The 13,276-nt window shown below is 68.4% G+C and carries 12 protein-coding genes; 2 read left to right on the top strand and 10 right to left on the bottom strand.

All coding sequences use genetic code 11. The features are described from left to right. The first annotated feature begins 163 nt into the window (after window positions 1-163). Entirely contained in the window at window positions 164-1,087 is a 924-nt protein-coding gene (locus OUA97_RS10635; RefSeq protein WP_267231861.1) for a type II toxin-antitoxin system prevent-host-death family antitoxin, read from the top strand. Window positions 1,088-1,172: 85 nt separating this feature from the next. Here OUA97_RS10635 and rnr read toward each other — a convergent pair whose 3' ends face one another. The 9 genes from rnr to OUA97_RS10680 form a co-directional block, all read right to left on the bottom strand. Then, window positions 1,173-3,479, bottom strand: a complete 2,307-nt coding sequence (gene rnr, locus OUA97_RS10640) for a ribonuclease R (RefSeq protein WP_267231862.1) — start codon at window positions 3,477-3,479, stop codon at window positions 1,173-1,175. Between the two features lie 54 nt (window positions 3,480-3,533). Further along, on the bottom strand, window positions 3,534-6,194 hold the full coding sequence (gene topA / locus OUA97_RS10645) for a type I DNA topoisomerase (protein ID WP_267231863.1): 2,661 nt from the start codon (window positions 6,192-6,194) through the stop codon (window positions 3,534-3,536). An 88-nt stretch (window positions 6,195-6,282) separates the two neighbouring features. Then, window positions 6,283-7,374, bottom strand: coding sequence for a DNA-processing protein DprA (dprA, locus tag OUA97_RS10650; RefSeq protein ID WP_267231864.1), 1,092 nt, complete (start codon window positions 7,372-7,374; stop codon window positions 6,283-6,285). Then, on the bottom strand, window positions 7,371-8,009 hold the full coding sequence (plsY, locus tag OUA97_RS10655) for a glycerol-3-phosphate 1-O-acyltransferase PlsY (protein ID WP_267231865.1): 639 nt from the start codon (window positions 8,007-8,009) through the stop codon (window positions 7,371-7,373). Before plsY ends, dprA begins: the two co-directional genes overlap by 4 nt. 59 nt (window positions 8,010-8,068) lie before the next feature. Next, window positions 8,069-8,668 carry a hypothetical protein gene (locus OUA97_RS10660; RefSeq protein WP_267231866.1) on the bottom strand — a complete coding sequence of 200 codons (600 nt, stop codon included), beginning with the start codon at window positions 8,666-8,668 and terminating at the stop codon, window positions 8,069-8,071. A gap of 132 nt (window positions 8,669-8,800) precedes the next feature. Beyond that, entirely contained in the window at window positions 8,801-9,343 is a 543-nt protein-coding gene (locus OUA97_RS10665) for a hypothetical protein (protein WP_267231867.1), read from the bottom strand. A 97-nt stretch (window positions 9,344-9,440) separates the two neighbouring features. Continuing rightward, entirely contained in the window at window positions 9,441-10,727 is a 1,287-nt protein-coding gene (gene pyrC, locus OUA97_RS10670) for a dihydroorotase (RefSeq protein ID WP_267231868.1), read from the bottom strand. Next, window positions 10,724-11,314 carry a TIGR00730 family Rossman fold protein gene (locus OUA97_RS10675; RefSeq protein WP_267231869.1) on the bottom strand — a complete coding sequence of 197 codons (591 nt, stop codon included), beginning with the start codon at window positions 11,312-11,314 and terminating at the stop codon, window positions 10,724-10,726. The genes pyrC and OUA97_RS10675 overlap by 4 nt, the downstream gene beginning before the upstream one ends. Next, the gene (locus OUA97_RS10680) at window positions 11,314-12,291 is read right to left on the bottom strand and encodes an aspartate carbamoyltransferase catalytic subunit (RefSeq protein ID WP_267231870.1); all 978 of its coding nucleotides are present in this window, start codon (window positions 12,289-12,291) and stop codon (window positions 11,314-11,316) included. Before OUA97_RS10680 ends, OUA97_RS10675 begins: the two co-directional genes overlap by 1 nt. A 115-nt stretch (window positions 12,292-12,406) precedes the next feature. On the opposite strand from OUA97_RS10680, the gene OUA97_RS10685 reads away from it, so the two are divergent. After that, complete coding sequence (locus OUA97_RS10685; RefSeq protein WP_267231871.1) at window positions 12,407-12,781, top strand: PilZ domain-containing protein; 375 nt, start codon at window positions 12,407-12,409, stop codon at window positions 12,779-12,781. Here OUA97_RS10685 and ruvX read toward each other — a convergent pair. Next, on the bottom strand, window positions 12,778-13,251 hold the full coding sequence (ruvX, locus tag OUA97_RS10690; protein ID WP_267231872.1) for a Holliday junction resolvase RuvX: 474 nt from the start codon (window positions 13,249-13,251) through the stop codon (window positions 12,778-12,780). The genes OUA97_RS10685 and ruvX overlap by 4 nt on opposite strands. Window positions 13,252-13,276 lie beyond the last annotated feature (25 nt).

Consider the following 13,276-nt stretch of genomic DNA (forward strand, 5'->3'; position numbering starts at 1 on the left):
CTCGGCGAATCGGCCGCTGTTCGTCGATCAAGCTCAACGATGGGTGATGATGTAACATTATGAATTATAAAGATAATGAACTGCGACCCTAGGGCGCAGTGTCAAGTACCATCGGGTGAACAACCTTCGCCGCACGGTTGGGGTGAACCGGAGGGGGACACGCGTGCTGAAGCGCTTTGACAGGCCCGGGGCCAGGACGACGGCAGCCGAGATCAGTCGGAACTTCGGGCAATGGCAGGATCGAGCGATGCAGGGGCCGGTGCTGGTCACCCATCACGGCCGTCCGAGGCTTGTCGTCCTCTCGGCCGAGGAGTTCGCCCGTCTCGCCGACGACGACGCCGACGACGCCGGCGGCTCCAATCCGGCGGCGGTCGCTGGCGAGCAGGTCGGCGAGTTGAACCGCGACACCTTCATCGCCAACATGTTCGAGGGCTTCGTGTCCTTCGACCGCGACCTGCGGGTGCGTCATCTCAACGCCGTCGCCTTCGCGAGCGCAGGACGGGATCCGCAGGAGCTGATCGGCGCGGCGGCCGACAGTCCGGAGTTCGGAGAGCAGGGCGCGGTGCTGGCGGCGCGCCTGCGCCGGGTGCTTCGCACCGGCGAGGTCGTGCAGTTCGAATCCAAGGGCGTCTTCAATCCTCACCGGCGCTACGAGAACAGGGCCTTTCCGTTCCAGGGCGGCGTCGCCCTCATGTTCTCACAGTTGACCGAGTTGCTCGACCTGCGGCGCGACGCTGAGATGTACCGGGCCCAGACCCAAGCGGTCGACGCGCTGGGCGTGGTCTCGAAGCTCGCCGTCAACGCCATGGGCTACGTCGAGGAGGCGAACGACGCCTTTTGCGACCTCGTCGGATTTCCTCGGGCGCAGGTGCTTGGCGCGCGGCTCGTCGATTTCGTCGCGCCGCCGCATCGGCATGACATCGCCCAGACCTTGAACGCGGTCATGCAAGGGCGCGCGGACACGCATTTGGGCGCGGTCGAGTTCCTGGTTCGCGACCAGGATCTTGTCGCCGTGCGATTGTCGGTCGTTCGTCAGACACACAACGACGTCTGCGTCGGCCTGGCGGTGGCCTGCGCGCCGGCCTAGAGCAGAATCCGATCTTCATGGATCGGGTGTTGCGCAGGCCCGGTGGAATTCAGGACACTGTCTTTGCCGCTTCGGCGGAAATGACCTAGCGCCTCTTGCCGCGCTTGGGCGGGGCCTTGCCGGCGCCGCCACCCCGTTTCGGCCCGGTGAACGGCGCGCGCCCACGCACCCCCAAGCGGGGGCGCGGCGCGGCGCGATCGACCGGCAGAGGATCACTGATCATTTCGAACAGCAGCCCGCCGGTGATCGGCGTCGCTTCCTTCAGTTCGACCTGCACCCGCATGCCCAACGGCCAGCGCCGGCCCGTGCGCTCGCCCACCAGGGCATGGGCCTTGTCGTCGTGGACGAAGAACTCGCCGCCCAGGGTGGAGACGGGGACCAGGCCGTCGGCGCCGGTCTCGTCCAGCCGGATGAACAGGCCGAAGCGCGTGACCCCGGTGATCCGCCCGGCGAACTCGGCGCCCACCCGGTCGGACAGGAAGGCGGCGACATAACGGTCGGTGGCGTCGCGCTCGGCGGCCATGGAACGGCGTTCGGTGCCGGTGATCCGCTCAGCGGTGTCCTTCATCTGGGCGATGTCGCGATCGGTGAGGCCATCGTCGCCGAGCCCCAGGGCGCGGATCAGCGCGCGGTGCACGACGAGGTCGGCATAGCGGCGGATCGGCGAGGTGAAGTGGGCGTAGCGATCCAGGTTCAGACCGAAGTGGCCGATGTTCTCGGTCGAATAGATCGCCTGCATCTGGGTGCGCAGTACGACCTCGTTGACGATCTCGGCGTGCGGGCCGTCGCGGGTCTCGCCCAGCAGCTTGTTGAATCGGTCGGTACGCGGCGCCTCGCCCTTGTTCCAGGCGATGCCGACGGTCTGCAGGAACTCGGCCAGGGACTGGACCTTTTCCTGGCTCGGCGCGTCGTGCACCCGGTAGATCAGCGGTGACTTCTTCTGTTCCAGGGTCTCGGCGGCGCAGACATTGGCCTGCACCATCATCTCCTCGATCAGCTTGTGGGCCTCAAGCGAGGCGCGTGGCGTGATCGAGGTGACTTCGCCCTCGGCGTTGAGGACGATCTTGCGCTCCTGGCTTTCGATGGCCAGCGGCGAGCGCGCCTTACGGCCCTTCAGCATGGTCTCATAGGCGGCCCACAGCGGCTTCAGGATCGGCGCCAGCAGCGGGTTCGTCTGATCGTCCGGGAACCCGTCGATGGCCCGCTGGGCCTGCTCATAGGAGAGCTTGGCGGCCGAGCGCATCAGCCCGCGGACGAACCTGTGCGAGCGCTTGCGCCCGTCGGCTCCGAACACCATCCGCACCGCCATGCAGGCGCGGTTCTCGCCTTGGCGCAGCGAGCACAGGCCCGCCGACAACCGCTCGGGCAGCATCGGTTCGACGCGGTCTGGGAAATAGGTCGAGTTGCCCTTGTCGCGCGCCTCGCGGTCGAGGGCCGATCCCGGCCGCACATAGGCGGCGACGTCGGCGATCGCGACCCAGACGACCCAGCCGCCCTCGTTCTTGGGATCGGCGTCCGGCTCGGCATAGACCGCATCGTCATGGTCGCGGGCGTCGGGCGGGTCGATGGTGATCAGCGGCACGGCGCGCAGGTCCTCGCGGCCCTTCAGCGACGGCTCCTGCGCGGCTTCGGCCTCGGCTTCGGCGTCCTGGGTAAAGCCCGTCGGAATGCCGTGGCTGTGGATCGCGATCAGCGAGGCGGCGCGCGGTTGGTCCTCGCGGCCGACGATCTCCAGGACCTTGCCGCGCTTGGGGCCATATCGGACCTCGGCGGTGACCTGGGCCAGCACCAGGTCGCCGTCGGAAAGGTTGGCGGCCTCGGCCGGGACCAGGGTCAGGCTTTCCTTCGAACGGCGGTCGACCGGCTCGACCCGAACTTGCTTGTTCGCCTTGCGCACCACGCCGAGGATGCGGTGGGCGCTCTGGCCCAGCCGCTTGATGACGCGAGCCTCGGTCTCCCCGTTCTCCAGGGTCTCGAAGCGGACCAGCAGCCGGTCGCCCAGGCCGGGCGCCCCGCCGATCGCACCGGCGCGATCCGGCGCCAGCCGCACCAGCGGCGCATCCTCGCCCTTGGTCAGCTTGACCAGGAGCTCGCCGTCCGGATCGCGTTCGACCACGTCGACGACGCCGACCGGGGGCAGGGCGCCGGCTTCCGAGAAGCCCTTGCGGCCGCGCTTGCCCAGCGCGCCCTCGGCCTCAAGTTGCTTGACCATGTCGCGCAGGGCGCGGCGATCATTGCCTTTCAGGCCGAACGCCTTGGCCATGTCCGCCTTGTCGGTCTCGCCTGCCTCGCGGATGAATTTCAGCAAGGTCTCGCGATCCGGCAACCCTTGGGGCGGCCGGACGGACTTGGCGGTAAAACGGGCGGACTTCGGAATGCGGGCTTTAGCCATTCCGCCTTGTAACGCAGGAATCGCGCAGTGGTGGCGGGGATTTGGCCCCCGCCGTCACTCCTCGTCCCAGGGCGCAGGGCCGCCGGCAGGAGCCGGCTCGGCGTCCGCCTTCGTGGCCTTCTTCGCGGCAGGCTTCTTGGCGGCCGGCTTCTTCGCTGCGGCCTTCTTGGCCGGCGCCTTCTCCGCCTTGGGTTTGGCCGCGGCCTTACCCTTCTTCTTGCCGCCGCCCTTGGCCTCGCGCTCGGCGATCAAGGCGACCGCTTCCTCGAGGGTGATCTCCTGCGGATCCTTGCCCTTTGGGATGTTGGCGTTGGTCGCGCCGTGTTTGATGTAGGGGCCGTAGCGGCCGGCCAGCACCTTGACCGGGGCGCCGTCGGCCGGGTGGGCGCCGAGGTCCTTGAGCGCTGCGGCCTCGCCGCGGCCGGGACGCCCGCCGCCGGCCCGCTTTTCTGCCAGCAGGGCGACCGCGCGGTTCAGGCCGACCTCGAACACCTCATCGACGTTCGGCAGATTGGCGTAGGTGCCGTTGTGCAGCACGAACGGCCCGAAGCGGCCGATCCCGGCGGTGATCATGCCGCCGTCCTCGGGGTGGGCGCCGACCTCGCGCGGCAGCCGCAGCAGCCGCAGCGCCTTTTCCAGGTCCATGGCCGCCGCCGACCAGCCCTTGGGGAGGCTGGAGCGCTTGGGCTTGTCAGCTTCGCCGAGCTGGACGTAGGGGCCGAAGCGGCCGGCCTTGAGGAACACCTTCTCACCGGTCACCGGGTCGACGCCCAGTTCACGGTCGCCGCTCTCCTGGGCCGCCTCGTCGTCCGATTGGGCGAGCTGGCGGGTGAAACGGCACTCCGGATAGTTCGAACAGCCGATGAAGGCCCCGAACTTGCCGGTCTTCAGCGACAGCCGGCCGGTCCCGCAGGTCGGGCACGCGCGCGGATCCGATCCGTCTTCCTTGGCCGGGAAGATATGCGGGCCGAGCGCCTCGTTCAGCGCATCCAGCACGTTGGTGACGCGCAATTCGGCGATCTCGCCGACCGCGGCGTGGAAGTCCTGCCAGAACTCGCGAAGCAGCGCCTTCCAGTCCATGTCGCCGGACGAGACGAGGTCGAGCTTCTCTTCCAGCGCCGCAGTGAAGTCGTACTCCACGTAGCGCGAGAAGAATTGCTCAAGGAACGCGGTGACCAGGCGGCCCTTGTCCTCTGGCACGAACCGGTTCTTGTCCATGCGGACGTACTCGCGGTCGCGCAGCACGGTCAGCACCGAGGCGTAGGTGGACGGCCGGCCGATGCCCAGCTCTTCCATCTTCTTGACCAGGCTGGCTTCCGAGTAGCGCGGGGGCGGCTCGGTGAAGTGCTGGTCGGCGCGGGCGGCGACGACACGCGCCGAAGCGCCTTCGTTGACCTGCGGCAGGCGGCCGCCTTCCTCGTCGTCGGCGTCGTCGCGGCCTTCCTCGTAGACCGCCAGGTAGCCGTCGAACAGCACCACCTGGCCGGTGGCGCGCAGGCCGGTCCTGCCGTCCTCGCTCTCCAGTTCGATCGTCGTGCGCTCGATCCGCGCCGATTCCATCTGCGAGGCGATCATCCGCTTCCAGATCAGCTCGTAGAGCCGGCCGAGATCGCTCTCCAGCCGCAGCGAGCCCGGATTGCGGGCCAGGCTGGTCGGGCGGATGGCTTCGTGCGCCTCCTGGGCGTTCTTGGCCTTGGTCTTGTATATGCGGGCGGTCTCGGGGACGTATTCCTTGCCGTAGACGCCGCCGATCACGACGCGCGCTTCGTCCAGCGCTTCGGGCGCGGCCTGCACGCCGTCGGTCCGCATATAGGTGATCAGACCGACGGTCTCGCCGCCGATGTCGATGCCCTCGTACAGCTTCTGGGCGGCCTGCATGGTGCGCTGAGCCGAGAAGCCGAGCTTGCGGGCCGCTTCCTGCTGCAGGGTCGAGGTGGTGAAGGGCGGGGGCGGCGAACGCCGGCCGGGCTTCTTCTCGACGCCGGCCACCGTGAAGGTCGCCGATTCGACCGCGGCCTTGGCGGCCAGGGCGCTGCTCTCATTGCCGAGGTCGAACTTGGAGAGCCGCTTGCCCTCGTGCTTGACCATACGGGCCAGGAACGGCTCGGCGCCGGCCGAGACGTCGGCCTCGACGGTCCAGTATTCCTGGGTCTTGAAGCGCTCGATCTCAAGCTCGCGGTCCACGACCAGGCGCAGGGCGACCGACTGCACGCGGCCGGCCGAGCGCGAGCCCGGCAGCTTGCGCCACAGCACCGGCGAGAGCGTGAAGCCGACCAGATAGTCCAGTGCGCGGCGGGCGAGATAGGCCTCGACCAACTCCATATCGATGTCGCGCGGCGACTTCATCGCCTCGGTGACGGCCGACTTGGTGATGGCGTTGAACACCACCCGCTCGACCTTCTTGTCCTTCAGGACCTTCTTCTTCTGCAGGACCTCCAGCACGTGCCAGGAGATCGCCTCGCCCTCGCGGTCGGGGTCGGTGGCCAGGATGATGCGGTCGGACTTCTTGGCCGCCTCGGCGATGTCGCTGAGGCGCTTGGCGGCCTTGGCGTCGACGTCCCAGGACATGGCGAAGTCCTCGTCGGGCTTCACCGATCCGTCCTTGGCCGGAAGATCGCGGACGTGGCCGTACGAGGCCAGGACCGTATAGTCCGAACCCAGGTACTTGTTGATGGTCTTGGCCTTGGCCGGGCTCTCGACGACGAGAAGGTTCATGGTCGCTCTATATGGGGCGTCTTGGGCGGATCGCCCGAAAATCAAGGGCGCGAAAGGTGGGCGTGGCGCCTAGGCGCTGTCAATGGCCTCATCCGAGGCTCGCGACAAGCCCGCCCGGCAACAGCTCGGCGCGGCCGGCCAGGGCCAGTTCGGTCAGGGCGGCCAGCACCACGGGCGTCGGGGCGCCGGCGGCGCGGACCACTTCGTCGCGCGACACCGGGGTCGGCGACAGCAGTGCGGCGACACGTTCACGCACCGCGTCGACCTCGGCGTCGGCGACCGGCGGCGGGGCATATGGCCGCTCGGGCTCGCGCAGGCCGCCGATACCCTCGAGCGCGCGCAGCACGTCCTCGGCGCCCTCGCAGAGCGCCGCGCCCTGGCGGATCAGGTCGTTGGTTCCCCTGGCCCGCGGGTCGAGCGGTGAGCCCGGAACCGCGAGAACTTCTCGGCCCTGCTCGGCGGCCAGACGCGCGGTGATCAGCGACCCGGAGCGCAGTTCGGCCTCGACGACCACCACGGCCCGCGAGAGGCCGGAAATGACGCGGTTGCGGCGCGGGAAGTCGCGGGCGGTGGCCGTCCGCCCCGGGGCGTTTTCCGAGACCACGCAGCCCTCGGCGACAATCCGTTGATAGAGGTCGCTATGCTCGTGCGGATAGATGTCATCGATGCCGCCGCCCAGCACCGCGACGGTTCCGGTCGGCAGGGCTCCCTCGTGCGCCGCGCCGTCGATGCCGCGCGCCATGCCCGAGACGATCACGTGGCCGGCCGCGCCGAGCTCGGCCGCCAGGCCGCGGGCGAACCGCTGGCCGCCGGCCGAGGCGACCCGCGCCCCGACGACGGCGATGCTGGAGCGGTTCAGGAGGGCGGCGTCGCCCCGGGTCCAGAGCAACGGCGGGGGCGGGTCGACCGCGGCCAAGGCGGCTGGGAAGTCGGCTTCGCAGGACGCGATCAGTCGAGCGCCCAGCGCCTGGCCGGCCTCCAGTTCACGCATGACGTCCTCGACTGGCGGCACGCCCAGCGGCGACACCCGCCCGCCGCGGCGGGCCAGGTCGGGCAGGGCGGCGAGCGCCAGCGAGGCCTCGCCATAGCGGGCGATCAGCTGTGCGAAGGCGACAGGGCCGACGTTCTCGGTGCGCGCCAGCCGCAGCCAGTCGCGACGGGCTGCGGGGGTGAGCGTCACGCGGCGTCTTTTTTCTTGCCGATCTTCGGCTCCTGACCCTTCAGCAGCCGGCCGATGTTGTCCTTGTGGCGGATGTAGATCAGCACGCCCATGAACAGCGCCATCACCGCGATCGGGTAGGGGCGATCAAGCAGGAAAACGTAGATCGGGGCCAGGGCCGCCGCGGTCAGCGCCGCCAGCGACGAAACCCGGAACAGGAAGGCCATGGCGATCCAGGTCGCGCCGGCCGCTATGCCGACCGGCCAAGCGGCCGCCAGCAGAGTGCCGAAGAACGTGGCCACGCCCTTGCCGCCCTTGAACTTCAGCCAGACCGGGAACAGGTGGCCGAGGAAGGCTGAGCCGCCGGCCAGGGCGGTCAGCGTCGCTTGCGCCTGGGCCCCGGAATTGCGCGTCAGCAGCCAGGCGATGAACACGGCCACTGCGCCCTTGCCGCCATCGCCCAGCAGGGTGATCGCGGCCAGGTCCTTGCGGCCCGTGCGCAGCACGTTGGTCGCGCCGATGTTGCCCGAGCCGATATTGCGCACGTCGCCGGCGCCGCCCAGCCGCGTGGCGATGACCCCAAACGGGATGGATCCGAGCAGGTAGCCGCCGACGACGGCGGCGGCGATCAGCGCAGGGCTGAGAGTCTCAAACATCGGCGTTCCCCCTTGGTCGTCCAGTGGTAGCCGTGGGCGCGACGCTCGCCAAGCGGTGGTTAGCCGTCCGCACTGCGTTCCCATACCGGAACGGACTGTTCCGAGCGGCGACCCCGAATCTCGACGCCGCATGCTTCCAGGTTGGCCGCCATTTGCTGTGCGGTTTCGAAGTAGAACAGAGACTGGAGGCGGATGATCCGTAGCTTCCGGCCTGATGAGCGCCGTATCACGTGGACGATCTCGAGGTTGTCCGCGCGGAACAGAAGTCCCTCCTGATGGGAGGGAACGACCCGCGCAAAGATGTCCGATACTGCGGATTTCCCCATCCAAGGGCGGCTCGCATAGGAGAGGCGCCCGTTCTCGACGATCACATCATTGAAGCCGCGCATGGCCGGCAGGGCGAGCTTGAACGTCACTACTGCTAGGAGTAGCGCTAAACTCGCCGCGATGGCGTGGCCTACGAATGCGATGTCGTAGAACCAAGCATGGCGCGATGACTTCAATCCGACGAAAGCTTCCGGCTTGAGCCAGCCGTACTTGTCGAGCGCCTGGATGTGAAACAGCAGGCCTACCCCAAGGACCATCCAACCGGTTCCGAGGGTGATCGGGTTCGTGTGGGCGATGACTTTGGAAGCGCCGGCCGGTTCGCTAGTCTGCATTGTCGCCCCGTCTCTCAGTTCGCGCGTAGAGTGTGCTACGCTCGTCGTCAAGAACAATCGGGGAACATTGGGATCGTTCGACCCGTCAAGCGGGTGACGGGAGGGTGCGATCCCGACCGGCGCGGTTGCCGGCTAGTAGGGAAGTCGTCGCGTCGGCCAGCGGCGAGGGTCGTTCAGGGTCTCGAAGTTGTACTTCATCTGGTCTCCGATGGCGGGGATGACGTGATCTTTGATGAAGGGTGCCGCGATGCCGCCGATGGCGGCGCCCACTGGACCGGCAACCAGTCCGCCCGCCGCTGCGCCCGCAAGTCCTGGGGCCATCCGGCGGCCGTTTCGCTCTGCGGCCTGCCTCTTGGTGTAGCCGCGTTTGAGATCGGCCTGGTAGCCCGTCCAGGCGTCGATTCCATCAAGAAAGTAGCCGGCTAAGGGGACCACCCGTCCGGCGGATTTCAATGCGGACTTGGCGACCGGCTTGCCGGCGCGCCGGGCGGCGTCGTCGCCGGCTCCCAGCACGGCGTCGGCGATGCTGGTCACCTTGCTGGCAGTGGAGGCTGTCGCGCCGGTCTTTTCGTACTGCTTCGCCTCACGTTCGGCGCGCAGGCGTTTATCCTTCGCGATCATTGCATCGTAAGCCGGGCCGTCGGGATCAGCCGCGCTAAAGGGATTTCTGCCCATTTGGTACTCGCTTGAGAATGTGGGGGAGGCGCGCAAGCGCCGGCACACAGTCTCTCACGAGAAGTGAGATTTTCAGAACAAAATGAGAACTTTTGTTCTAGGCCCGATACACCACACGCCCGTCGACCAGCGTCATCGTCACCTCGCCGAACAGCCGGCGGCCGTCGAAGGGCGAGTTGCGGGACTTCGACTTCAGCTTGTCGAGGTCGATGACGATCGGGGCGTTGAGGTCGCAGAGCACCAGATCGGCCGGCGCGCCCTTGGCGAGCTTGCCGGCCGGCAGGCCGAGTAGATCCGCCGGGCGGCTGGTGACGGTGCGCATCAGGTCGATCAGCGGAATGCGGTCGTGGAAGGAGAGCAGGGCCGGCAGCAGGGTTTGCAGGCCTACCGCGCCGGGAGCCGCTTCGTCGAATGGCAGGCGCTTGTCCTCGGCCGGCGCGGGGGCGTGGGCCGAGACGACGATGTCGATCAGGCCGCTGGCCAGGGCCTCGATGGTCGCCTGGCGGTCGTCCTCGCTGCGCACCGGCGGGTCGAACTTCAGGAAGGTCCGGTAGTCGCCGATGTCCACCTCGTTAAACGACAGGTGGTTGATCGAGGTGGTGGCGGTCACCGGCAGACCCTTGGCCTTGCCGCGCGCCAGGCTCTCCAGCGCCGCGGCGGTGGTGACCTGGTCGACCAGGAACGGCGCATGGGTCAGTTCCACCAGCGCCAGGTCGCGCTCCAGCATGATCTTCTCGGCGATGGCCGGCACGCTGGGAAGGCCCATGCGGCCGGCGAATTCGCCGGCGGTGGCCGCTGCGCCCGCCGACAGCCAGGGATCGGCCGGGCGATGGGCGACCAGGGTGTTGAAGCTCTTGGCGTAGGCCAGGACCCTCTGCAGCACCTTGGAATTCACAATCGGGCGGTCGGCGTCGGTGACATAGACGCAGCCGGCCTCGCGCATCAGGCCGATCTCGGCCATCCGCTCGCCCTTGGCGCCCTTGGTGGCGGCGCCGGCCGGATAGACGTGGACCAGTTCGATGTCACGGGTGCGGCGCAGAATGAAGTCGACGACGGAAGCCTCGTCCACCACCGGATTGGTATCCGGCTGCAGGACGATCGAGGTCACGCCGCCGGCGGCGGCGGCCAGGCCCGCCGATTTCAGGGTTTCCTTGGTCTCGGCGCCGGGTTCGCCGGTCTTGACCCGCAGGTCGACCAGGCCAGGCGCCAGCATGGCGCCGGCCGCGTCGATCACCTCGATGTCGGCCGAGAGCGCGCCTAGGTCGCGGCCTTGCGCGACGTCGGCGATCTTGCCGTCCTGCACCAGCAGGGCGCCGGGGCCGTCCCAGCCGCTGGCGGGATCCACGAGGCGGGCGTTGACGAAGGCGGTCGGGCGTTGGGTCATAGTTCGGGGCGTCCGATCCATTTCTCGACGACGGGCGGCTTGTAGGCGGCGAGCGCGTCCAGCATCTCGTCGCAATCCTCCCGGAAAATCAGCATGTCGCGGTGGGGCGCGCGCAGGAACGCCTCGCCCACCGCATGGTCCACGAAGCCGCGCAGGCCGTCATAGTAGCCGCGCACGTTGAGGAAACCGGCCGGCTTGGCGTGGAAGCCGAGCTGACCCCACGTCCAGATCTCGAAGATCTCCTCCAGCGTGCCGGCGCCGCCGGGCAGGGCGACGAAGGCGTCGGACAGCTCGGCCATCCGCGCCTTGCGCTCGTGCATCGAGGCCACGACCTCCAGCCGGGTCAGGCCGGTGTGGGCGATCTCCTTGTCGGTCAGGGCGTGCGGCAGGACGCCGATCACCTCGCCGCCGGCGGCCAGCGCGGCGTCGGCCACCGCGCCCATCAGCCCGACCTTGGCGCCGCCATAGACCAGCCGCAGCCCGCGTCCGACGATCGCCCGGCCCATGGCCTCGGCCGCGGCGCGATAGGCGACGTCTCCGCCGGGACTGGCCCCGCAGAAGATGCAGACCGAGGTCAGGGCGTTCATCAGTCGTTGTCCAGCCGCGCGGCCAGCGCGGCGAGCACCGCCATGCGCGCGGCCACGCCCATCTCCACCTGGTCCTGGATCAGCGAGACATTGAGGTCGTCGGCCACGTCGGAGTCGATCTCGACGCCGCGGTTCATCGGTCCCGGATGCATGACCCGCACATGGTCGGAGGCGAATGCCAGCTTTTCGCGGTCGAGGCCGAAGAACCGGAAATACTCGCGCTGGGAAGGGGCCATCACCCCGTCCATCCGTTCCAGCTGCAGCCGCAGCATCATCACCACGTCGCAGCCGGCGATGCCCTTACGCATGTCGTGGAAGACCTGGACGTTCCAGCGGTCGACGTCGGTCGGCATCAGCGTCGGCGGACCGACCAGCCGCACCTCGGCGCCCATCATTTGCAGCAGGCCGACATTGGAGCGCGCCACGCGGCTGTGCAGCACGTCGCCGCAGATGGCGATGCGCAGGCCGGCGACACGGCCGAACGCGCGGCGCATCGACAGCATGTCCAGCAGCGCCTGAGTGGGATGCTCGTGTTGGCCGTCGCCGGCGTTGATCACAGAGCAGGTGACTTTCTGCGACAGCAGCGAGGCCGCCCCGGACGACGAGTGGCGGACCACCAGCAGGTCCGGCTGCATGGCGTTCAGCGTCACCGCCGTGTCGATCAGGGTCTCGCCTTTGGAGATCGACGAGGACCGCGGGCTCATATTGACGACGTCGGCGCCCAGCCGCTTGCCGGCCAGCTCGAACGAACTCTGGGTCCGCGTCGAGTTTTCGAAGAACAGGTTCATCAGCGTCCTGCCCTTGAGCAGGTCGAGCTTCTTCGAGGTTTGGCGGTTCAGCGAAACGAAGCTGTCGGCCAGATCAAGCAACCCGGTGACTTCCACGGGGTTGAGATCGACCACCGATAGGAAGTGGCGCTTGGGAAAAGGGAATGTCCTGCCAAGGACTTCGTTCAGGCCGGTCGGTGCTGCGCTCATTAAAGCGCCCTCTTAGAGGCGGCGGCGGCGGGCGCCAAGGGGCAGTCGACTGGGGCCGACGCCCCACTGTGGATCACCGGCTGACTCAGGCTAGGGTCTGCGCTGGAGTTCCTGCATGACACCATCTGATGCGACGCCGCCGATTATCGAACGCTGGTCGCGGGCCAATGGCGGAATCGAGCGCCGGGCCACGCCGCGCGAACCGGTCCTCCTACCGGCCTTGCTGGTCGAGGAGGGCGGCCGCAAGCGCCCCTGCGTGATCCTCGACCGGTCCGAGGGCGGTCTGCGGCTGAACCTGCCAGGCGATGAGGCGGCGCCGGACAGCTTCTGCGTGCTCGATCTGGTGACCGGCATGGGCCGCGAGGTCCAGGTCGCCTGGCGCCGACCGCCGGAACTGGGCGTGCGCACCGTGCGCACCTACGACCTCGACCAGCCGCAGGCGGGCCTGGGCGAGGTGCTGCGCCAGATCCGGATTTCGGTCCTCGGCTAACCTGCCAGGGCGCTGAGGCGGTCCAGCGCGCCCTGCAGGATCCAGGCGGCGGCCATCTTGTCGACCAGCTCGGCTCGCCGGGCGCGGGTGACGTCGGCCTCCTCGATCAGCACGCGGTTGACCGCCATGGTCGACATCCGCTCGTCCCAGAAGGCGATGGGCAAGTCGCGCAGCCGCAGCAGGTTGCGGGCGAAGGCGCGGTTGGACTGGCAGCGGGTCCCCTCGGTTCCGTCCATGTTGACCGGCAGGCCGATGACGATGGCCCCGACGTCGCGCTCGTCGATCAGGGCGAAGAGGCGGTTGGCCTCGGCCGTGAACTTGGTCTTGCGGATCAGCTCCAGCGGGGAGGCGACCATGCGGGTGACGTCGGAGACGGCCACGCCAATGGTCTTTTCGCCCAGATCCAGTCCGATCAGGGCGGAATAGCGCGGCAAAAGCGCGGGGAGATCGGTCAGATCGACGACAGCCATGCGGCTTCTTAGCGGTCATCGCTTG

This window comes from Phenylobacterium sp. 58.2.17 (genome assembly GCF_026411515.1).
Classification (GTDB): Bacteria; Pseudomonadota; Alphaproteobacteria; order Caulobacterales; family Caulobacteraceae; genus Phenylobacterium.

What these genes read in the sequence shown, in the direction of transcription:
- rnr (WP_267231862.1), bottom strand. Translation starts at nt 3,479, where the DNA reads ATGGCTAAAGCCCGCATTCCGAAGTCCGCCCGTTTTACCGCCAAGTCC.
- topA (WP_267231863.1), bottom strand. Translation starts at nt 6,194, where the DNA reads ATGAACCTTCTCGTCGTCGAGAGCCCGGCCAAGGCCAAGACCATCAAC.
- plsY (WP_267231865.1), bottom strand. Translation starts at nt 8,009, where the DNA reads ATGTTTGAGACTCTCAGCCCTGCGCTGATCGCCGCCGCCGTCGTCGGC.
- OUA97_RS10660 (WP_267231866.1), bottom strand. Translation starts at nt 8,668, where the DNA reads ATGCAGACTAGCGAACCGGCCGGCGCTTCCAAAGTCATCGCCCACACG.
- OUA97_RS10665 (WP_267231867.1), bottom strand. Translation starts at nt 9,343, where the DNA reads ATGGGCAGAAATCCCTTTAGCGCGGCTGATCCCGACGGCCCGGCTTAC.
- pyrC (WP_267231868.1), bottom strand. Translation starts at nt 10,727, where the DNA reads ATGACCCAACGCCCGACCGCCTTCGTCAACGCCCGCCTCGTGGATCCC.
- OUA97_RS10675 (WP_267231869.1), bottom strand. Translation starts at nt 11,314, where the DNA reads ATGAACGCCCTGACCTCGGTCTGCATCTTCTGCGGGGCCAGTCCCGGC.
- OUA97_RS10680 (WP_267231870.1), bottom strand. Translation starts at nt 12,291, where the DNA reads ATGAGCGCAGCACCGACCGGCCTGAACGAAGTCCTTGGCAGGACATTC.
- OUA97_RS10685 (WP_267231871.1), top strand. Translation starts at nt 12,407, where the DNA reads ATGACACCATCTGATGCGACGCCGCCGATTATCGAACGCTGGTCGCGG.
- ruvX (WP_267231872.1), bottom strand. Translation starts at nt 13,251, where the DNA reads ATGGCTGTCGTCGATCTGACCGATCTCCCCGCGCTTTTGCCGCGCTAT.